General features: G+C 47.0%; 11 protein-coding genes. 6 read left to right on the top strand and 5 right to left on the bottom strand.

Annotated features, from left to right (window positions below):
• Positions 1-259 precede the first annotated feature (259 nt).
• Positions 260-4,225 (bottom strand): PAS domain S-box protein, encoded by a 3,966-nt coding sequence (locus tag QT996_RS13035; protein ID WP_333046980.1) that lies wholly within the window; start codon positions 4,223-4,225, stop codon positions 260-262.
• Between the two features lie 296 nt (positions 4,226-4,521).
• Between QT996_RS13035 and QT996_RS13040 the strand changes: the two genes are divergently transcribed.
• Positions 4,522-5,733, top strand: coding sequence for an anion transporter (locus QT996_RS13040; RefSeq protein ID WP_333046981.1), 1,212 nt, complete (start codon positions 4,522-4,524; stop codon positions 5,731-5,733).
• Between the two features lie 62 nt (positions 5,734-5,795).
• On the opposite strand, the gene QT996_RS13045 is transcribed toward QT996_RS13040, so the two are convergent.
• Positions 5,796-9,386: an alpha-mannosidase gene (locus tag QT996_RS13045; protein ID WP_333046982.1), complete on the bottom strand. Its 3,591-nt coding sequence runs from the start codon at positions 9,384-9,386 to the stop codon at positions 5,796-5,798.
• A gap of 182 nt (positions 9,387-9,568) precedes the next feature.
• On the opposite strand from QT996_RS13045, the gene QT996_RS13050 reads away from it, so the two are divergent.
• The 4 genes from QT996_RS13050 to QT996_RS13065 all read left to right on the top strand — a co-directional run bounded on the left by QT996_RS13050 (position 9,569) and on the right by QT996_RS13065 (position 15,388).
• The gene (locus QT996_RS13050) at positions 9,569-11,536 is read left to right on the top strand and encodes a hypothetical protein (protein WP_333046983.1); all 1,968 of its coding nucleotides are present in this window, start codon (positions 9,569-9,571) and stop codon (positions 11,534-11,536) included.
• 78 nt (positions 11,537-11,614) lie between these two features.
• On the top strand, positions 11,615-11,731 hold the full coding sequence (locus QT996_RS13055; protein ID WP_039887172.1) for a photosystem II reaction center protein I: 117 nt from the start codon (positions 11,615-11,617) through the stop codon (positions 11,729-11,731).
• A gap of 293 nt (positions 11,732-12,024) precedes the next feature.
• Positions 12,025-14,550 (top strand): DUF3769 domain-containing protein, encoded by a 2,526-nt coding sequence (locus QT996_RS13060; protein ID WP_333046984.1) that lies wholly within the window; start codon positions 12,025-12,027, stop codon positions 14,548-14,550.
• 40 nt (positions 14,551-14,590) lie between these two features.
• Complete coding sequence (locus tag QT996_RS13065; protein ID WP_333046985.1) at positions 14,591-15,388, top strand: hypothetical protein; 798 nt, start codon at positions 14,591-14,593, stop codon at positions 15,386-15,388.
• A 25-nt stretch (positions 15,389-15,413) separates the two neighbouring features.
• On the opposite strand, the gene QT996_RS13070 is transcribed toward QT996_RS13065, so the two are convergent.
• Positions 15,414-15,929 (bottom strand): phycobiliprotein lyase, encoded by a 516-nt coding sequence (locus QT996_RS13070; protein ID WP_333046986.1) that lies wholly within the window; start codon positions 15,927-15,929, stop codon positions 15,414-15,416.
• A gap of 695 nt (positions 15,930-16,624) precedes the next feature.
• Between QT996_RS13070 and QT996_RS13075 the strand changes: the two genes are divergently transcribed.
• A complete protein-coding gene (locus tag QT996_RS13075) occupies positions 16,625-18,868 on the top strand; it encodes a beta-propeller domain-containing protein (RefSeq protein WP_333047002.1) in 2,244 nt (747 codons plus the stop codon).
• A gap of 398 nt (positions 18,869-19,266) precedes the next feature.
• Here QT996_RS13075 and QT996_RS13080 read toward each other — a convergent pair whose 3' ends face one another.
• Positions 19,267-20,676 (bottom strand): heterodisulfide reductase-related iron-sulfur binding cluster, encoded by a 1,410-nt coding sequence (locus QT996_RS13080; RefSeq protein WP_333046987.1) that lies wholly within the window; start codon positions 20,674-20,676, stop codon positions 19,267-19,269.
• Between the two features lie 249 nt (positions 20,677-20,925).
• Positions 20,926-22,341: an FAD-binding oxidoreductase gene (locus tag QT996_RS13085; RefSeq protein WP_333046988.1), complete on the bottom strand. Its 1,416-nt coding sequence runs from the start codon at positions 22,339-22,341 to the stop codon at positions 20,926-20,928.
• Positions 22,342-22,375: the final 34 nt, after the last annotated feature.

Below are 22,375 nucleotides of genomic sequence, written 5' to 3' on the forward strand. Positions count from 1 at the left end.
TCTCTCACTCTGCCCCTCTTTCTGTGAAGTCTTGTAACAATCTTGGTGGAAATGCGTAAAAATTCCGCGCCGCATCTGATAGATAAATAGCTGATTCATAGTACCGCGATCGCACTAACTTTATGCCAGTTAGGGCGATCGCTTTTTTTTGTAGTGCCAGTTTGAAAAAAGAATACAACTGTAGACAAGCTCCAAACGACCAGCTTCATCAGTCATTCCCAATTCTAAAATCTAAAATCTCCAATAACCTGACTACTGACTAATCACTAATAGCTACTCGATCGCGCCCGCCAGACTTAGCTCGATACAGTGCCTTATCCGCAGCTTCAATCAACATTTTCGGGGAATTTTGACTTTGCGAAACGGCCGCAACTCCCATGCTCAGAGTCACAGAATCACTGACAACAGACTTGATGTGGGGAATTGCCAAGGCTTTGACGCGGCTGCGGATTCCCTCAGCAACAGCCTGTGCAGCGACGATATCCGTATTTGGCAAAATTACCCCAAATTCCTCGCCACCGTACCTAGCAGCCAAATAGAGGCGTTCTGCGGGTGCGTTTGTGCAAGCATCTCCGATCGCCCGCGCCACTTGCTGCAAACAAGCATCCCCGGCTTGATGGCCGTAATTGTCGTTGTAAAGTTTAAAACAGTCAATGTCGCACATAATCAAAGATAGCGGTTCCAAAGAGCTCGACTGCTCCCATTCTCGGTTGATCACCTCGTCAAAACGGCGGCGGTTAGCTAGTTGAGTCAGACTGTCCAAATTCGCCAACCCGTCCAACCGCTGGTTGGCCGCCGCTAGCTGCTGGTAAAGTAAAGATTGTTCGATCGCGATCGCAACTTGAGTACCCAACTGACTCAGCAAATCCACATCAAACTGCTGCCACTGGCGGGGTGCCGAACAGTGGTGGGCAATCAGCAAACCCCACAACTTCGGCACTTGACAAGAACCGTTACCTTCCCTAGGTTCTATCCCCTGCTGGACAATCGGCACTACCAAATTTGCCTTCACCTGACACGCCTCCAAAAATTTAAGGTGACACTCGCTCAAATTAGAAGTGTGAATATCCTCTATGGCGCGAATGCGGCCCTTTAAATACTGTCCGATGTAAGTAGTGGCAAAACAGCAATCATCAATTCCCATCCCCTTGAGTGGAATCCATCCTTCTCCAACCGACTCCACCACCACATCTCCGTTCCAGTCGGGTCGGAAGCGGAAAACCAGCACGCGATCGGTTGCCAAAAACTCCCGCACTTCCGCTACTGTAGTGTTGAGAATATCTTGGATATCGAGAGAAGAACGGATGCGCGATTGAATCTGCCCGATCAGGCGTTCCCTTTCTATTTGTTGCCGCAGTGCAACTTGGGCTTGCTTACTTTGAGTAATGTCCCGGCCTTCGGGCAACAACAATACTATTTTGCCCGTTTCATCCGCGACAGGTTTGAGAGAAAGATCAACAATTGCCGTCCGATTTACACCTTGAACTTCCACTTCGTAGCGGACAAATTCGCCTTTTGCCGATCGAGAAATCGCCTCTTGCAACTGTTCCTGAACTTCCTCAGAATCTCCCCACCAGGGCAATAGCCAAAACGGTTTATTTGCCACATCCCGTAGCTTAATTCCCGCGAAATCCAGAGAAGTTTGGTTAGCTTCCAGCAGAGTGCCGTCCGGTTTCAACAAGCTTACAAATTGGAAAGAAGAATCAAAAATTGCCCGAAAGCGCCTTTGAGAATCTCCCAACATTGCCGTTACCTTTTCGCGAGAGGTAATATCGCGGAAGCGCCACACCCTGCCAATAATATTTGGCCCGACTCGGATTGGCTGGGTGTAGCGCTCAAAAGTGCGGCCGTCTTTAAATTCGAGAATATCGCAACCTTCCGACTCTGCATCGCTATAAAATTCTTTAACTCTCTGCAAAAAAGCCCTCGGATCTTTAACTTGCTTAGTCAGAAATGCCAGCCGCACCGTTCTATCCATTGAGTTTCTAACTTCTTCATAAATTCCCCACATTTGGACTAACTTTTCGTTAAAACTAATCAGTTCTCCGGCGGTAGTAACGGCGAGAATGCCGTCGGCAGTTGCTTCCAAGGTAGCGTGCAGCAGAGACCGCGATCGCTCTAATTCTGCTACGGTCAATTTGCGTTCCGTGAGGTCTCGGACTGCTTTCACCTGTACTAAACGACCTTCCCACAATACGAATTTGCTGCGAACGTCAGCGGGGAAAGCAGTTCCATCTCGCTTGAGAAAAATAGTTTCACAGACTGTATTACTGGCCGCCGAAATCATTTGCGGCGCCTGTTTGTATGATTTCGGCGACAGTAGTTCCAGCAAGCTCATTCCCACCATTTCCGCAGGTTCGTAACCGAAAAGTTGGGCAAAATTACTGCTGACGCTCAAAATTGTGTCCCTGTCAGCCACGGCAACTGCTTCAAAATAAGCTTCGCATTCGAGCAAGCGCGCTGCTGAGTGGCTGCTGCCATTTTCGCCAGAGGAGTAGCTGTTGTTAATTAGCTGTTGCAGTTGCGTATTTGCCGAGTACAAAGCGGTCATGGCTTGCCTGTACATAGCAGTACGTTTGTCAACTTTTTCTGCGAGGCGATCGCGATATTCTCGCAGTTCTTTTTCGACTCTAATTAAATCAGTAATATCTACTGCAAACACGATTACACCAGCGACTTTACCTGTTTCATCGCGGTAAGGTATTTTATCTGTCCGCACCCAGCATTTTTGACCCGAGACAGTTGGTAGCAGTTCGACTTTGCCCTGTTTGGGAAGGCCAGAATGGATTACTTCCAAATCTTCTAAATAATATTGCTCTGCTTCGTCTGGATAGATTTCATAAAAAGATTTACCTTCTAATTGAGCTGCAGGTAAACCTCTTGAGGCTGCGGCAGCTTGATTAATTCGCAGCAGGCGGCTTTCGGTATCTTTGTACCAAATCATCGCCGGCACGGAATCAAAAATAATTTGCTGTTCTTGTTGCTGTCGGCGTATTTCTGCTTCTGCTTGTTTTCTTTTAATTATTTCTTTTTGCAGTTTTTGGTTGGCTTTTTTTAGTTCAGCAGTGCGTCTTTCTACTCTCTCTTCAAGTTGATCATAGTATTGGGTGAGCAAGTTTTGCTGCTGTTCGTGCCTTATTGTTTCTAATTTTAACTTTTCGCTAGCTGACAAACTTGAGGATACAAAGTCTGCTAATATTTGGATGAATTCGTGTTCTTCTTCTGTCCAATCACCGTCGGAACCGTGGCGTTCGGCGCTGACTATTCCCAACCTTTGACCTGCCAGCACAATAGGTACGTTTAACAGGGAAGTCGTGTCCCGATCGGCAAAATAAAGACCGACAAGTTCTTGTGTTCTCGGGTCATTTTCGGCGGACACCGTTGCGATCGCACTTGCGGATTTTAAAGCTTGAAAATATGCCGGACAGTCGGCGGCTGTGATGATTATTTGTACGGAATGGAGTTTAGTATTTTGTTCGTAAAGGTCGATGCAGTGAAGCTGCGTTTGGTCTTCGCCGTACAGCCAAATACTGGCTCGATCGCAGTTGACAATATTGACAGCGGTTTCAGTTACTTCGCGGATGAATTCTTCTAGATTGTTGCGTTCTTTAAGTTGACTTTTGGCTAATTTTGCGATCGCCCAAGTTGGACTACGCCAATTTTCTTCTCTGTGCTTGGGCTGCGCCGATAGCGTGGATGACTGCGAAGCAGCATTAATTTCTTCGCAAACTAACAGTACCGCTGGCCGTTGGAAATTGGCAAGTGAATGACCATGAGTGTTTTCCTCTATTTTCCAATCTACCGCAGGCATTGCGCGCGCGGTAGCTTTTACCCAGATAATCCTGCCGTCTTTGCAAGTCAAGCAGCCTTCCCAACAAGCAACTGTTGGAGTTTGCTTACCGTTTTCCTGCTGTGCCAATCCGGCAAATTCACTTTGCATTTTTCCTTGATATTGGCAGGAAAATATGTTAAAAATTGAATGACAAATTAATTCCTGCGATTTGTAGGCTAGTCTCGCCTCGCCGAATTGATTGAGGGAAAAAACTCTTCCCAAAGCGTCTAGAACAAAGTAAATGCCCGGAAATTTGTCGTAGAGAGTTCTATACCAATCCAGTTCGACTTGTTTGCTGCACGACTGTTTTGCTGCTGCGAACTCGCCGTCAGTGCGGGTCAAGTGAGAGTTGTTGGTTTCTGGGTTGCTTGAATTAATTTTTTTAGCAAACACTTTTGGCTTAACTCGACTGTAATTAATTTTACTTTCTGGAATTTAACTTTCTTGTGAAACTAAATTAAACCTGTTGTTTAAAAAAAGTTACAAGTTGTAACAAAATTACAGCTTGTCCAGCGTGCTGGTTTTCGCTTCCCCATGCAACCACTTTGTTTGTTTGTAGTTGGTAGACCGTCTCTCGGCAATATTTCCCGCTAGTTGCAATGCCAGCAGGTTTAGCTACAATTACTCGGTCTGTACTTTTAGCATCCTAGACAATGGAAAAAAGCGGCAATCAATAGTTTTAAGTATATATGATAACACTCAAATATCTAGTATTGGGACTGACCTACTTGGGATTCGGTTTGGGATATTTGCCGGGGCTGCGAATGAACCGGGCGGCGGTGGCAATTGTCGGGTCAGGTTTTGCGGTGGCTTTGGGGATACTCGACCTGAAAACTGCTTGGGAGGCGATCGACCCTGGTACGATCGTTTTTTTGCTGGGAATGATGATCGTTAATTCGGCTTTGGGAGCATCGGGTTTTTTTCAACTTGCTTTGGAGTTTTTAACTAGCTTTACTCGTTCTCCTTTCGGCATTATGGTGGCCGTTACTTTTGGCAGTGGCATTCTCTCGGCATTTTTTCTTAACGACACTACTGCTATTTTGCTGGCCCCTTTAACACTGAGTCTGACTCGCTCTTTGTCTCTCAATCCTATCCCTTATATTTTGGCTTTAGCCGGAGGTACTAATTTAGGTTCGGTGGCGACTGTGAGTGGGAATCCGCAAAATATTCTCGTCGGTTCTTTTTCGGAAATTAGTTATTTGGAATTTGCCCAGTCTCTCGCACCAGTAGCTTTAATTTGTTTGCTGGTTCAAGTAGCTTGGCTATACTTGCTTTATCCCGAAGTGCGTTCTTGCAAATCTTTGCCGGAGATTACTCAAGTCCGGTATCGTTTGTTCAAGCCTTTACTGGCAAAAAGTTTGTGGGTGACAGCAGGACTGTTGGTAGCTTTTTTAGGGGGAGCACCTTTAGCAGAATCTGCCTGGATAGCTGCCAGTATATTGTTAATTACTAGGCGTGTCAAGTCCGATCGCATTTTGCAAGGCGTTGACTGGAATTTGCTAGTAATGTTTGCGGGATTGTTTGTGGTGACTAAAGCAACTCAACAACTGGGTTTGTTGGACAATTTAACTAATTTGACTAATACGCCGCTGAATTTGTTGGGAGTAACAGTAATTCTTTCTAACTTAATTTCTAACGTACCGACGGTGTTAGTTCTGCAATCCGTGATTGTCAAAACAGATACACAAGCTTGGCTGTTGTTGGCGGCGGGTTCTACTCTGGCGGGGAATTTAACTTTGTTGGGTTCTGTGGCTAATTTAATTGTAGCTGAAGTTGCAGGGAAATCAGGTGAGCGTTTGACTTTTAAGGAACATTTACGGTTCGGGCTGCCCCTGACTTTCGTTACTTTGGGAATAGCTTATTTTTGGCTTGAATTCGTAGAGCGATCGACAGTACCCTAAATTTACCATTTAACCAGCCAATAATCCCCTCATCTCTTCCCTTCCCCTTCTTCCTTCGCGTCCTAGCGCTTACGCGCGGCTTCGCCTAACGCGCCTTCGCGGTTCGTTACAACTCCAAAACTCGCGATTTTCCAAGGCTCTATCTTAAATCCTCGCCCTTCCGGCAGCTTTTCAGACAAATTGGCCGGTCGTTCTAACAAATCTACTGGCTCTACAATTTCTAATCCCAAATCACTATTCAATTCTAGCAGAGCCTCTTTCCCCTCGAATTCACAACACCGCAAAATCCACACATTAGAATTTTCTTCCGACTGTTTAAACGCCATCAACACTAAATTGTCTGCCGACAAATCCAAGAACTTACCCACTGCGGGTAAACTCTTGTTCCGATTTTCTCCTAACTGCGGCAACACCTGTACTAGCAGCGGCGAATTCAACTCATAACCGCGCCGAACTGTGCCGGCGTCGTGCCAATTTCCAGCATGGGGATAGACTGCACAAGTAAATTCCGAAACTCCTACATCTGCTTGTTCATCCGGCCAAGTCGAACCCCGAAGCAAAGTCAAGCGAATTTGATTCGGTTGAAGGTCGCAACCGTATTTGCAATCATTGAGCAAACTCACTCCAAAACCGTCATTGCTGATATCAGTCCAGCGCAAAATCGGCACTTCCCATTTGGCTTTTTCGCCGGCTGTTTGTGGTTTGGTGGTGCGGGCAATCGCACCGCCGGGAATTTCGCAAGTTGCAAAATCTGCTTCTACATTTAACCCAAAGGCTGCTTTTACTAAAACGTGAGTTTCTTGCCAATCTGCAACTGTCTTGATTTTCAGCAGTGGCGAACCTATTTCTACTATATAATCTTGGCAAAACTCCGATTTGCCAATTTGTCGGATTACGCGCAAACTCTGCCGTATTTCTCCCTCCTCTACCCAAGCCATCTCTTTGAGTGTGACCGCGGGTAACTGATGTTTTTCATAATTTGGATCGATGTTCCAAGCATCCCAATATTGACCACTGTCTTGAAATGCTTGCAGTTGATTGCCGCCTGCTGCATTCAGGACTTCTCGGTTATTTACTTTATCCCAAATGCTGGATAAATCCCCGGTTTTTCCGTCTACGGTTGCCCGAATAAATTCATTTTCTAAAACCATTTCTGCGGCTGCAAAATGCGTTTCTTGACTAACTGTGTTTTTTTCTGCTATACCGTATGTAAGTTTTGATAACTCTGTCTTTTTTTCGGTTTCTGGACTCGCGGACACATTATCCACAGTTTGATCGTCTTCGCGACACAGCCAAAACACCTGGTAGCCAACGGCGGGGATATTATTTGCCGAAAATAACAGTGTAGAGTGCGATTGCGGTCGATCGCCCTTTTCCATCTGCGACCCCAATCGCTGTCCTGAAAAATCGTAAATTTGCCAAGCTGAATCAGCAGCATCGGGAAGCGGTACGGCGACAACCTCAGAGCGCGACCAATTGAGAGTATTGAAAATAAAAATCGGTAGAGCGTCGGGCTGCGGGGGATTCGGGAGAGAAATTTGAGCCGAGATTGCATCCAAAGATTTTGACAGGATTTCGCGACAAGTGCGATCGACCTCGGCAAAGGCTAGATTAGCATCCGCGTAGACTTGGGCGATCGCAGAACCGGGCAAAATATCGTGAAACTGGTTAAACAAAATCTGTTTCCAAGCTGATTCTAATTCTGATTTCGGATAAACTGCCCCAGTACAAATCGTGGCCAGCGAAGACAGCAACTCCGCTTGGTAGAGCAATTCTTCGCAGCGGCGGTTTTGGCGTTTTTGGTCGGCGTGAGTCGTGTAGCAACCCCGGTGGAATTCTAAATAAAGTTCGTCTTTCCAAACAGGGAGAGTTTTGAGTTGTGAGAAGGGAGGATTTGCATCCGAAATGGGCGACAAGTTTGACAATTCTCGCGCCTGTAAATTCTCCTGATAGTCGGATTGTGGAACATAGCTTTCGGACTTAGTTGTCCCAAGTTCGGGCAAAAACTGACTCTCAATCAAAGACAAATAATCAACCGCTTTTGCAAACTCCAACTTCGGGAAAAAAGGCGACATTTTCCAGCGTTTCGCCACCTCCAACATATCACGAGTCGGGCCACCGCCGTGGTCGCCAACCCCAGGCAACCAAAGAGTATCTTGCAAATTAGTTTTAGCTTGCCAGTCAAAAGCATGACTTGCCATTTTAACAGAGTCTATACTTTCGCCAATTGGAGCAGACATCATGCTAAATATTTTAGTACCGTCCAACCCTTCCCACCAAAACGCACCGTGGGGAAATTCCGTTGTATCATTCCAACGCAACTTTTGCGTCACAAAATAATCAACTCCACCTTGCCGCAAAATCTGAGGTAATTGCCACCCAAAACCGAAAGTATCCGGTAGCCAAGCTACCCGCATCAATTCGCCAAATTTTTCTTTTGCATAACGCTGTCCGTAAAAAACTTGCCGCACCATTGATTCAGCGGAAATCAAATTTAAATCCGGTTCTACCCACATCCCGCCGACAACTTCCCAACGTCCGACGGCCACCTGTTTTTTAATCGCAGCAAATAAGTCCGGCCGATGTTCTTCCATCCAAGCATAAAGCGCCGGAGTTGAATGACAGAAAATCAAATCGGGAAACTCCGATTGCAATTTCAATACCGACTCAAAAGTTCGCTGTGCGGCTTGCCAAGTTTCCGGGACAGGCCACAGCCAAGCTAAGTCTAAATGAGCGTGGCCCACCAAATAGATTTTACCTGTATATATAGATGTCAGATCGCCATTTTCTCCTATATATATAGATGTAGCGTTGCCGTTTTCTCCAACCTCAAAAACCTCATCTTTTCTTCCTCCCTCTGCGCCCTCTGCGCCCTCTGCGGTTCCCTCATCTAAATCCTCAGAAAAAGCCCGCAGATATCCCAGTAAATTGTGCCGCAAAACAGACAGCGAGCGATCGAACTTTTCGCGATCGCACACTGCCGACCAATCAATCAAACCCATCGCCAAATCAATCTCAGATTTCAGCGTTTCCCCCTTGACAAACATGGGGCGATTTGCTATTGTTGCGGTGGAGAGGTATAGGAAAATTCCATTTTCTAAATTGTGAGTTAGCGACTTCTGCAAAATCTCTACTTCGGCAGCCACAAAGCCCGGATCAAAACAAGAAGAGTCAGCAGCTTCGTACAAACAAATCGATCGCACTAAAGCACCGCTATCGTGACCCGGACTTACCAACCGCAAAATTACTAAAAATTCATCTCCGGGATTTGCCGACGAACTCAACAAAACTCGATCGGCAAAATCAAATAAATCTCCCTGTCCGACTAACTCGCCGTTCACAAAAATTTGAGCATCTTCTGCCCACCAAGTCAAGCCCAGCAGCAACCGCAAACCACGCACAGGATAGCCGTGCAAATTGTCAGGAATTACAAATTGCTGGCCCAAATACAAAACTTGCTTCCCAGACGGCCAAGCAATATGTCCTTTGCTGTTAAGTTCAGCAACAGGGCTGTTACAAATATTTACCGAAGATAAAGCCGAGTCAGAATCGCAGTACCTCCAACCAGACTGAACCTCCACTTGGCTGAGGCGGCGCAACTTCTCGACAGTGGCAGAAATATTGTTGCTAGCAGGTGACACAGAAGCGCTCATATTTCGCTAAAATAGGAATTGTGTATTAATCAAAAATCGGATTGAACCGCCCCGACGCAAAGGACGCGAAGAAATAAAGGTTTCAGAGGGTTTGAAGCTGCGATTAAGATCTCGCTTTGATTTTACAGCACTATTCAGCAATTCCGGCGCGAAGCAAAAATCTGAATTCAATAATAAAACTTATGTCTAACGGTTACTACGGCCCCTACCAAAGCCGACTATTAAATTTTATATCGAAACAGTCCCGCCAAGTCGCTGACAATTGCGATCGAACTTGGCGTCAAATTAAAGGAGCAACTCTCACCGCCACCCAAATTCTGCTTTATCCAGCTTATTTGCTGGTGCAAAGTTCCAGAATGCTGGGCCGACAGTTGCGGGAATCAAGTCAAAAAGTAGATTTACCGGAACTGCAAGAATTTGGGGGCGACGAAAATCCCGATTTGCCGCAAAATTGGTATCAGGGCGCAACTTCCGAGGAAAGTTCGATCGCCGAAATTTTGCACCTCGCCGAAAATTTGCTAAACTCGTCGCAAACTGCCAAAACTTTAGCCAGCTTCCCGCTGTTAATTAATCAGGGAACTACTGCTAACAATTTACATCCGACAATCAATTTTAGCGGACAAACCGCAAAGCATCAAACAATTTCCGTCTTAGAAAACCCGCTTACTAAAACTCAATTAACACCGAAACCGAAAGTTGAGGGAATAGCGAGTTTTATCCCAGCCCGCACTTTAGTATTGGTGGGATATGAAAATAAGATATTAGATATTTTGACACCCGAACAGCAGGAACTGCTCGAAGGTCGCATAACTTGGGAAGTGGCAAACTGTGAACCAGGGCGGCGGGAAATTGCTCAAAAAGAATTAAAATTTAATCTCGGTTTGGAGTCTGCTGCTAAAAAATCTCAGCTTCCGCCGGTGCGTCGTTTTTGGGAATTGATGGCCTGGCTTCAGACGAGTCCGGTTGCTTTGAAAAGAAATCAGTTTGGAGAATCAATTTTTGCGGTTAAAAAAGCGATCGACCGCAATGCCATCCTAGTCCAAAAAGCCCGCGCCCAGATCGAAGCAAAAACCGCACAGCCGTCAATTGCGCCCTCGAATTCGATTGACCACAATACCCCAAAACTAGAAACTAATTTTAACAGCAAGTTCGATCGACCCCCGACTCCTCTCTCCTTTGTTACATTACTCGATCGCGCCGCCGTCAACCTCGAAGAGTTAACCCTGTCGCCAGCGGCAAAAACAATCGCCGCACCCATAGAAAACTCTGGAGTAAAAATCGACACATCCGGCACGGAAACCAATTTAGATTTTTCAGCCCGCGACATCCTCGAAAAATACGCTCGAAACATCGAACAAGTGATTTGGTCGTCAGTAGACCACCTTCTGGGCAAAGAAACGGCAGCGAGTGATAATACGGAAAAATCAGTTGCAATTCAGTATTATTTGAAACAGCGACAAGAACAAGAAAACACACAAAAAAGCCCAGAGGTCGATCGACCGTGGCTGAACTGGCAAGACTTATTCGGGGAATCAGAACCGCAGCATTTAATCGAGGGAAGATCCGAACCCCAGGCAGCACAAGCCCGTCCAAAAGTCAAGCAAGAAATGGCCGAATTAGGAGAATTGGCAGAAGGTCGATCGACCGCAGTCTCAATATCCCCGTACCCAGAAGCACTTCACAGCCTGCTGGGGCAGCTAAAACAGAGCTTGCTGACAAATAGCTCAAAAAGTCAACCCCAAACAGCATCTGATTTATCTGATTTAGCAGTTACTCAAAAAAATAGTTCTGCACTCGCAGCAGAATCAACCCCAGGGCGCGCACCGGAAACCCAAGTGCCAAAAAACACAAACCCGAACACCGCACAAAACAACCAACCCCCAGCAGCAATCACCGCGCAAACTAGCAGATACACCGCCGCAACCCCCGCCCCAGCCGAACCAAAAAATCCCAGCGCAGGCGTCCCATCCGATGGAGACTACTTAGAAACAAAAGCAGAATCGATGGGATACATTAAGCACCCGTTAGAACAAGTGCTCGAATGGCTTGATCGAGTTATGCTGCGGCTAGAAAACATCGCCGAGCAACTATGGAATTGGGCCAAAATCAACTTGCCAAAAATCCTCAAAAGCAAAGAGAAAATTGACTAATCTTTAGCTTATGATAAAAAAGTTGCTGCAACAGCAGCAAATCAGCTCAGTATTAGGCCATCTTTGGAGACTCCCACAGTGTTAACCCTCAAAATCGTAGTTAATGTAGTTGTTTTATTTTTTGTTTCCCTGTTCATATTTGGATTTTTGTCCAATGACCCAGCCCGGAACCCCAACCGCAGAGACATGGAATAAACAAGTTATCCCGCCCGGTGGCTGGGGGCACGCCACCGCAGCCCCCCAGCCAGTCCGCAAACCCGCAAAAATTAGTTGAACAAAACTTGACCTCGCACCATCCGCGAGGTTATCTTGTGGCGGAAGCAAGTTTTGAAAGCAGCCCGATTCCGGCGCGCCAAAGCCACTGCAAATTTTAGATGTCAGATTAATTTCTAAACAATTGCCTTTGAGATGCAAAAATTGTCAATAATTTGCACCCTATAAAATCTAAAATCTAAAATCTAAAATCGGACGACTTACCTGTTGTAACTATGCCCTATCCGGTACCGCCGTCAGAACCCCCTGGCATCATCTACATCGCAAAGCCAAAAAAAGTCGCCCTCACTGTCGCGGCCGGCGATGGAGACACCCGCAGCAACCCCGCAGAAATACCGGAACCAAGCCCAGATATCGTTCAGCCAGAACCCACACCAGCCCCAGCAGAACCGGCAGCCACACTCCTGGGCACTACCCCGGCCACCGACCAGCCTCCAGAAATCGCCGACCCCCTAGCAGCAGTGGAAAGCGGCGACGCAGTGGTGGGATTTCAGCGTCGGCCTCCTGTGGGAGAACCAGAAACTGCGGAAACTCCGAAAGATTCCTCGTTTACTGCTTACCAATTGGGTTCGGTAGAAAATGCCCTTGCCATTCGCAATCGAAAACGAACCGCAGAGGCGCAGAAACAACAGGAGAGGAATGTTGTCCGAAAGCAGGAAAGTTGGTATCAGGCCCAAGGCCGGCAGTTAGAAGATAACTCTCCCCAACCTGCTGAAATTCCCGTTCCCGAACCGCCGGAATCAGCACCTAGCGGGCAACAGCAGTTCGAGATTCCAACTCCGGGAACTGCCCCCGCACCCAGAACGCCCCCTGCGCCGAAACCGAAGCCTAAACCAGCGGCGCCGGGAGTCCGCACCGCACCTTCTCAGCGGACGGTGCCGTTTCCGGTGACTCCGGCCGATACTATTGAAGTTAAGGCTGACAGCCAAGAATTCGACGACAAGCAGCAAATTGTCACGGCGGTGGGTAATGTCGTTGTGCGGTTCCGACAAACTGTGATTGATGCTGATCGAGCGATCGTCAACTTAGTCACCCGCCAAGTGGTAGCATCCGGCAATGTCGCCTATACCCGCGGGCAACAAGTAGTGCGCGGCCAGCAGATGGAGTTCAATCTCGGCCTCAACGCCGGCGCAGTCGAACAAGCCAGTGGCGAAATATTCCTGCCCGCAGCAGGTAGCGAATTGACCCCCACACTGCCTACAGATATCAGTGCCGGGACGATTCTCGAACAGCCGCTGAGCGATCGAATTACCAGCCAGCAGCCCCTGCGCGGAGTCAAATCCCCCGGCGCTGCTACAGTGACTATCGGTGGCGGCGGACAGCTAGCAGCCCCCCAAGTGGTCGGCGCGGTCAACCGCGTCCGCTTTGAAGCAGAACGCATCGAACTGCTGCCAGACGGCGCGAGGGTAGCAACCAACATTCGGATTACTAACGACCCGTTTTCCCCGCCCGAATTTGAATACAGGGCCCGCAGGGCGACGATTAGAAGGATTTCGCCCACGGCGGAGGAATTGGTCACAACTAAACCCCGCTTGGTGTTCGACAACCGGGTCAAAATACCCGTGTATCCCCGCAGGCAAGTGTTTGACAGCAGGCAGCAGAACGGCCCGTGTTTGACCTTTGGCTACGACGGAGGCGACCGCGGCGGTTTGTATGCCGAGTGCGGTTTGGAAGTGTTGCAAAACGGGCCGGTGCGGCTGACCCTGACACCCCAAATTTATCTGCAGCGGGTCGTGGCCGAGCACGGCGGTAATCCGTTTTCTCCCGACAGCTACGGGCTGAAAGCTAGGTTGGGTGCTAGTCTGGGCCCACGCACCAGGCTGGACGGATCGGCAATATTTCTGAGTTTGGAAAATTTCCCGAATTTGCCGGAAAACAGCTTTCGGGGCAATTTGCGCCTGCGGCAGTTGATCGGCACTCACTCTCTGGCAGCAGAATACAGTTATCGCGATCGACTGTTTAACGGTTCTCTGGGCTATCAAACCGTGCAGAGCAGTCTCGGGGCAGTCCTCACTTCTCCAGTCATCCAACTCGGAGGCACTGGCATCAATCTCAGCTACCAAGCTGGGTATCAATTTATCAATGCTGACACCGATCGAGCAGACTTGCTCGAACCAGTGCGGGAAAACAACCGCATCGATCTGGGCCGTTCCCAACTCAGCTTTGCCTTGAGTCGCGGCTTCAACCTGTGGCAGGGCGAACCGCTGCCCCGCACTCCCACCCAGGGTTTGAGGTATACGCGGACGCCAGTGGTTCCTTTCTTGCAACTGGCCCTGGGACTCCGGGGAGTTGGTACTTATTACAGCAGTGGCGACAGACAAAATTCGCTCGCCGGCAGCGTCGGCATTCAAGGGCAGTTCGGTCATTTCTCCCGCCCTTTCCTCGATTACACTGGGTTTAACGTGACTTATACCCAGGTGGGACGGGACGGTATCTCGCCCTTTTTATTCGATCGCTTAGTAGATTTGAGAGTCCTGTCTTTTGGGCTTGTCCAGCAAGTTTACAAAGGCTTTAGAGTTGGATTTCAAAGTGCTATTAATTTAGAAAGCGGGGACACAATCAGTACGAATTACACTTTAGAATACAGTCGCCGCAGCTACGCAATCATTTTGCGTTTTAATCCTGAGCGTCAAGTCGGCAGCCTGACTTTTAGAGTTAGCGACTTCAATTGGAATGGGACTCCCCAACCTTTTTCCGGGGACGCGCGAACTGTAGAAGGAGGCGTGCGTTTATCCGATTAATTCAATTGGTAATGGGTAATCGGTAATTGGTAATTGGTAATTGGGAATTGTTAATTGGGAATTTGGAACCCAAAGAAAACAGTCAACCGCCAACAGAAAACAGTCAACAGTCAACAGTCAACAGTCAACAGTCAACAGTCAACAGTCAACAGTCAACAGACAACAAATGACAGAAGTGACGGCAATATCTGCACAAGCAGCGGCTCTGCTGGTTCACTACGGTTTTGACCTAGGTGGCAAAAAAGCCGAGAAATTGGCGGGTGAATGGCTGACCAAGTATCCCGGCTATTGGCTGCGTTTAGCAGTGGTTGAAGCGCTTTACCAAGGCCGCTACAAGGCTGTTTCTGTGGGACAGCTATTGAGTATGTGGCATCGGATAGGTCAACCTCTCTATCATTTCAATCGCGAGTTTGAACGCTTGGTATGCAATAATTTTCCTCAAAATTTAACCGGGGAAGGTGCTGCTCAACTACCACAGGAAGATATACTTTTATCGAACCCAGAATCGGAAGTAACTGCCGCAGAGTTAGATTTGCTTGGGAGCTCAGAGGCGCAACTTGATGTGGCACTTCATGCAGAAGTCCCAAACACAGAGGCAGAGGAAACAGGAAAATTACCTGCAGCCGACGATCGCACAAAAGAAAATACAGAATTTGTAGTATATGAAGATGTGGCTGTTACCGCCCTAGCCGATCGAGCCGAAGCGGAGCACAAATTAGCGGACAAACCTGTGGCCAAATCATTCCCAGTTGTCAAACACACTGATTTTCATACCAAGTTAAAAGCGATTGCCAGAGAAGGCCGAAGAAAGAAGGGAGAAAGCAGAAATAGAGGGTAAACTTGGGAAACTAGATAGTTATTTTTCACTTTTCATTTTGGGCACTTACTCCCATCCGAATTTCCGAACAAAAAGATGCTTGTTCCGTACCGTTAGCTTGCTTAACAACGCTAGTCCGCAGTCGCAAGTTAGGCATGAGATACCACAGCCTTTCTTCGGCATGGAGGGTGTCTGATTCTGTAATCAATGTCAGTACGTCGTCGCCCATCACGTAGCGACTGTTACCCTTGTCTTGCAACACTTTGCCTTCGCTGGGATTGTCGGGATTTGGTACGATCGCTAATATTGTAGAACCGATTTGTTTAGCTTTGTCGCGATCGGGAATACCGTCCCAACTAATCCGAACGCCCTTTAGCCCAGTTGAAGCCGGGTTAATCGAGTGTTGTTGGCAAAGTTTGACGACTGCTGCATCGCTAGCTGTCAGTATTTCTATTTTGAGGTCAGATTTACCCGCCTGCAATTCCCCAGAATTGAGATTGTGTACGGTACGCTGGGAAAACCATTTGCCTGCACTTAACTCGAAAAACTCGATAACATCCATGAAATTTGTCTCTAAACTCAATACTGCTTTATTTGCGATCGCGACTTGCGGGCTATGGAGTCAGAAACCCGGTTTCTTCCTGCGTACCTAGCGGTCAAACCAATGATTTTGTCTAGAAACCCGGTTTAAGAGTGCAAGTCCTTTTCTATATTTTAGAGGAAGGGGGCGCACCTGCAAAGCTTTCTGAGAGCTTTGGGTGAAGCAGAGTGCAGATGCCGTTGAGGTAGGAAACCCAACCAGGGGGACATAGGCCTCGGTGATGCGGTCAAATTGACAGAAAATGAGAGCATCCAAAATCGTGTTTCGTTATAAAAACTATTTTTCGCACATTAAATAGGATTACGATACCGGAAATTTTTTAGCTTTGACAGTGCTGATCGATCGACAATCATCGCCCAAAGACCAGCTATGTTAAGAAAAACAACGATATATGTGAGCTTTTGTCGATCGATAGGCAAATTGGGCGTTGCTGAGTTGAATTATAGTGGCGGCGATTTATTGTCATCGCACTGCTTGAAAATTCTCAAAGCAGACTGCGACTAAAAAACAAGCAATTCATCGAACCCTCACCAAACCGAGGACAGCAAGCTCATAGCACATAGCATTCAAATATGTCATGCTAAGTCTAAGAGAAAAGATTCTCGATCTGCTTTTCGGTAGGGTGCAGCTAGCGATCGCATACATTTAAAAAACACATCCGTAAATTTATGACCGAGTTTACACAAGGGCTGGATAAAATGCAGCCCGCAGAACAGACGCACTACCTGGAAACCCTGCCAAGTCAGCTAGCAGCGACTTCAGAATCCGAAAAATTATACAGCTTACTAACAGATTACAATTTTATTAAAGCCAAGCTGTCAGCATCGGGAGTACAGGCGCTAATAGAAGATTACGATTTAGCAACAAGTCTCCATATTATTACCTCAGATCAAAAAGCCGACCAACTCAAATTAATCCAAGAAGCAATTCGGCTGTCGGCCCACATTCTAGCCACAGATAAAAGCCAACTAGCCACCCAACTAATAGCCCGCTTGATGTGCTTTGAAAGTCCAGAAATTCAAGCACTGCTAGTACAGGCACAACACCAAACAACCCCCTGGCTGCGACCGCTAACGCCCAGCTTTACTCCTCCCGGCGGGAGATTATTGCGTACCCTCACCGGACATACAGACTGGGTACAAGGTGTAGCAATCACCCCCGACGGCAAGCGGGCAATTTCTGCGTCCTCCGATCACAATCTCAAAATTTGGCACTTAGAAACAGGAGAAGAACTTTCCACCCTCAAAGGTCATCTTACCTACGTCAATGCTGTAGCTGTCACGCCCGATGGCACTAAAGTAATTTCCGGTTCTTGGGACAATACTATTAAAATTTGGGATTTAGAAACGGGGACAGAAATATTTACTTTTGCCGGCGATACTTTTGCCGTAGAAGCAGTAGCAGTAACTCCTGACGGCAAACGAGTAATTTCTGGTTCTTGGGATGGCAGTATTAAAGTTTGGGATTTGATAACCAGGGAAATAATTTTTAACTTCAAAGGTCACAGCAGTTTTGTCCAGTCCGTAGCAGTAACTCCTGATAGCAAACGGTTGATTTCCGGGTCGGGAGACAACAGCATTAAAGTCTGGAACCTAGAAACTGGAAAAGAACTTTTTACTCTCACGGGTCATGCAGACTGGGTAAAAAGTGTAGCAGTTACTCCCGACGGCGAACAAATAATTTCCGGCAGTTACGACGGAACTGTTCAAGTCTGGAGTTTTTCAGAAAGAAAGCAACTTTTCACTTTAGGAAAACACAGCAGTTTCGTTCAAGCTGTCACAGTCAGTCCCGACGGCAAACGGGTAATTTCGGCTTCCGGCGACAAAACGCTGAAAGTTTGGAATCTGGAAACAAAAGAAGAACTTTTCACTTTTACCAATCACATCGCCCCCGTTAATGCTGTGGCTGTTACCCCCGACGGCCAGCGGATAGTTTCTGGTTCATCTGACAAAACTCTCAAAGTTTGGCACTTAGAAGTAGGCAAAGAAAATTTATCATTTGCAGGTCACGATGACTGGGTAAATGCTGTAGCAGTGACGGCGGACGGTACGAAAGCAATTTCCGGTTCAGGAGACAACAGCATTAAAGTCTGGGATCTCAAAAACGGACAGGAAATTTTTACTATTTCGGGACATCAAGATTGGGTAAAAGCGATCGCAATTACACCGGATAGCAAGCGAGTAGTTTCGGGTTCCGGCGACAAAACAGTGAAAGTTTGGGATCTAGAAACCGGAAAGGAAATTTTTACTTTCACTGGTCATACAGACTGGGTAAATTCTGTGGCAGTGACGGCAGACGGAACGATGGCGATTTCCGGTTCGGGAGACAAAACTATTAAAGTTTGGAATCTAGGAACAGGAGAGGAAGTTTTTACTTTTTCAGGTCATGAGGACGGGATAAAAGCTGTGGCAGTTACTCCCGACAGCAAGCGGGTTATTTCTGCTTCCGGCGACAAAACTCTGAAAGTTTGGAGTTTGGGGAAAGAAAAGAATCTTGTGGCAATTTTATGGAATTTAGTTGTCAAAAATCTACTTTTCACTTTCAAAGGTCATGAGAGTTTTGTGAATGCTGTGGCAGTTACGACGGATGGCAAATTGGCGATTTCAGGCGGGCGGGAACACAATTTGAAAGTTTGGGATTTGTCAAGTAGAAAAGAAGTTTTTACTTTGGCAGGTCATGCTGATGCGGTAACATCTGTGGCGACTATGGGAACAAAGGCAATTTCTGTTTCGGACGATAACACTCTAAAAGTTTGGGATTTGTTAAGTCGAGAAGTAATTGCTAGTTTCAGGGGAGATAGTGGTTTGAAAGCTTGTGCTATTGCACCTGATGGGGTGACAATCGTAGTGGCGGAAGCTTCGGGACAGGTGCATTTCTTGAGGTTAGAAGATGGGAAATAGTCATTAGTCATTAGTCATTAGTTATTAGTTATTATGCCGATCGCACTTTTGCTAAAATTTAAAAGTGCGATCGGTCTTTTCCCCAATCTAGTTTACAATTGTTCCGGGTCAATCCCCATCGATCGCAGTCTTTCTGCCAGTACAGCAGCCCGCTGTTCGGCTTGTTCTGCCCGCAGCCTTTCTTGTTCTGCCCGCTGTTCGGCTTGTTCCAACCTGCGAGAAACATCCTCATAACTTGCAAACGGTTAGCCGTCAGGGCGATAAATTTGCAACTCTTCACCCGACGCTCCTCTGTGGAACAGGCGCCCCGCCTGTGAATTCCTGCCATTCATTAAAAAAAAATCTCATTCACAAAAAAGCACATCGAAAATAGGGCAGACACCGCCCGCCCTACCAAACTACTTCCTCAGCAACTTCACCCCGCGAATCGAATAATCCAAAAGCTCAATTGGGTGCATTAAAGTAACTGTTTTTCCCTGCAACTCCAAATGCTTCTTAATTTGCAAAGAACAACCCGGATTAGAAGAAGCAATCAACTCCGCGCCAGTATTGAGCAAATTCTCCACCTTTTGCACTCCTAATTCATCAGCAATCTCCGGCTGAAGCATATTGTAAACTCCTGCACTCCCGCAGCACAAAGCCGCATCCACAGGTTCTTTTAACTTCACGCCAGGGATTTGTTGCAGCAACTGACGCGGCTGCAAACTAATCTTTTGCCCGTGCAACAAATGACAAGCATCCTGATAAACAATTGTCAAATCTCCGTCAATCAAAGGATTAAGTTTCGCCGTAATTCCCGCACTTGCCAAAAACTCTTGCACATCCTTAACATTAGCCGCAAATTTCTCAGCTTTCTCCCGATATTGCGGGTCATCTGCTAAAATATGACCGTATTCTTTCAAAGTATGACCGCACCCAGCAGCGTTGATAATCACAAAATCAACGCCTGTATTTTCAAAGCTATCAATCATTTGTCTCGCCAAAGCTTTCGCCTGTTCCGCTTGGCCTTGGTGTTCCGGCAAAGCAGCACAGCATCCCTGACTTTTAGGAACCACAACCTCGCAACCGTTAGCCGTCAAAACACGCACCGTAGCCTCATTAACAGGCGAAAATAACAGCCGCTGCACGCAGCCTAAAATCACGCCGACTCGATAGCGTTTTTCGCCTTGTGCGGGAATTACCTCTGGCAAATTATCCCGGAAAGAATCGACTGTAACTTTCGGCAAAATTGATTCCATCGCCGCCAAGCGGGGAAATACTTTTTTCAGCAAACCTGTTTTGCGGACAAGTTTTGGCAGTCCTAATTTTTGATAGATAAACAGGGGTACAAGCAAAGGTCGCAATCTGTGAGGATAAGGGAAGAGATTGAAAATCAGAGTACGAATTACATTGTCGGAAAAAGTGCGTTCCTGATTTCTAGTAACTTGGTGGCGAGTTGCGGAAATTAATTTGTCATATTGAACTCCCGACGGACAAGCTGTAACGCAGGCCAAACAGCCCAAACAAGTATCGAAATGCTGTGAGGTGGCTTCGTTTAAAGGTGCGTCGCCTTCGTTAATTGCATCCATTAAATAAATGCGGCCTCTGGGCGAATCCATTTCTTTGCCGAGTACGCGATAACTCGGACAAGTTGACAAGCAAAATCCGCAGTGTACGCAAGTATCGATTAATTTCGGGTCGGGCGGATTGTTGGCATCGAAACCGGGAATTTCGAGGGTTTGTAAGTGGGGATTTTGTGCTAGAAAATTGCTTTCTTTGGCTGGTTTTAAATCATCGCTGGGAACTGGAGATTTTTCTGAAGTTTGCATATATATATTACCTAATTGTTTTGGTTCCTAGTGACTATCGCCTAAAACCCTTGATAATTCTTGCTTTTAGCTGAGTCTAGATCCCCCTAAATCCCCCTTAAGAAGGGGGACTTTGAGCATTTCCTGTCCCCCCCTTCTTAAGGGGGGCTAGGGGGGATCTAGAGCCTAATCGTCAAACAGTATATCGGTACTACATAAGACGTTAAGTTGACACCAATAAAAACTGAACTCCTGACTACAAACTTTAAACTAAATACCGCTGATAAAACGATGAGGACTTAAAATATTTTCCGGGTCAAACTGCTGTTTAATCCGGCGCATTAAATCGATCGCACTTCCATTATAGCCCCAAACATCTAACTGTTGCTTAATGTCGGTCGGGGCTGCTAAAACAGTCAGAAAACCGCCTTTCGCTTCGCACCCTCTGCGTACCTGCAACAGCGTTTGGGCCGTCGCATTCTCAAACCGCAAAACCCCCAAACCGCTGCCTGCATGAATCCAAGCGTCCTGTACAGGCAATTCGTTAATTGCCGTTACAGCTTCCGACGGTCTGATTCCTATTTTGCAAATAATTGCCGACTTTGTGCCAGAATCCCACATTGTTTCTGGCAATCTTTGCCATAACTGATGCTCATCATTTTCGCAGCAGCTAGTGCCTTGCAAACCCAACTTTTCGCCAACTTCCAGTAAGCGGGCTGATTGTTGTTTAACACTTGGGGCGATACTTTGAAATCTGACGATTAATCCCGTGCCCTTTCCTAAGCCTAATTTTGCGACTAATTCAGGTGACAGCAAATCAACGGCTGTCGGAGTCAAAGCAGAGGATAATAAGATTTGAGCCGTTTGGGACAAACCATTAGTTTCCCCTGTCAGCACAACAGTTCCAGAAGCTTCAGGCAGCGGATAAACTCGGAAAGTTACTTGACTGATGATGCCTAATGTGCCGTAAGCACCAGTAAACAGTTTCATCAAGTCGTAACCGGCAACATTTTTAACAACTCGACCTCCGGCTACCGCAATTTTACCGTCCGATCGCACAAAGGTAATTCCCAACAGCAAATCGCGAACCCCCCGATAGCGATGCCGCAAGGAACCCGCATCAGCAGTAGCGACAATGCCCCCCAAAGTTGCCTGTTGCGGATACGCTGGGTCGATCGGCAAAAATTGACCTGCTGCTGCTAAAATTTGTTGCAAATCCGCAAACTTCATTCCCGCTTCTGCCGTCACGGTTAAATCGCCCACAGCGTGTTCTACAAGTTGATTGAGGCGCGAAGTGCTGACAACCACCACCCCCGCTGCATCAGGATATCCCCCTAAATCCCCCTTAAAAATGCTTACTTTGACAACATCTTGCTCCCCCCTTGTTAAGGCGGGCTGGGGGGGATCGGAGTCTAATTTAACTAAACCACCCCAATCAAGTTTGCTGCCACCGCCACAAGGCAAGACTGCACAGCGATGTTGCTGTGCCCAAGCAATGACAGCCGCCAGTTCTTCCTGAGAATTCGGATAAACGGTACAATCTATTTTCGTGTCGGGGGCGACTGCTTTTTTTACCCGTTCTTGCCAAAATGGCTCTGTATCTTGCCAGCGACAGATGCCAGCAGCCCCGACAATACTTTCTAATTCTTGTATGCTTACGTAATTTTCGGTAGAAAAAGATTTCATGAAGGTTATGAGACGCCCGGTAAAAAAAATTATC

Source organism: Microcoleus sp. S13C4 (assembly GCF_036700865.1).
Taxonomy (GTDB): Bacteria; Cyanobacteriota; Cyanobacteriia; order Cyanobacteriales; family Microcoleaceae; genus Microcoleus.

Coding starts and splice junctions, on each gene's coding strand:
- QT996_RS13060 (WP_333046984.1), top strand. CDS start 12,025: ATGCCCTATCCGGTACCGCCGTCAGAACCCCCTGGCATCATCTACATC.
- QT996_RS13045 (WP_333046982.1), bottom strand. CDS start 9,386: ATGAGCGCTTCTGTGTCACCTGCTAGCAACAATATTTCTGCCACTGTC.
- QT996_RS13040 (WP_333046981.1), top strand. CDS start 4,522: ATGATAACACTCAAATATCTAGTATTGGGACTGACCTACTTGGGATTC.
- QT996_RS13070 (WP_333046986.1), bottom strand. CDS start 15,929: ATGGATGTTATCGAGTTTTTCGAGTTAAGTGCAGGCAAATGGTTTTCC.
- QT996_RS13050 (WP_333046983.1), top strand. CDS start 9,569: ATGTCTAACGGTTACTACGGCCCCTACCAAAGCCGACTATTAAATTTT.
- QT996_RS13080 (WP_333046987.1), bottom strand. CDS start 20,676: ATGCAAACTTCAGAAAAATCTCCAGTTCCCAGCGATGATTTAAAACCA.
- QT996_RS13085 (WP_333046988.1), bottom strand. CDS start 22,341: ATGAAATCTTTTTCTACCGAAAATTACGTAAGCATACAAGAATTAGAA.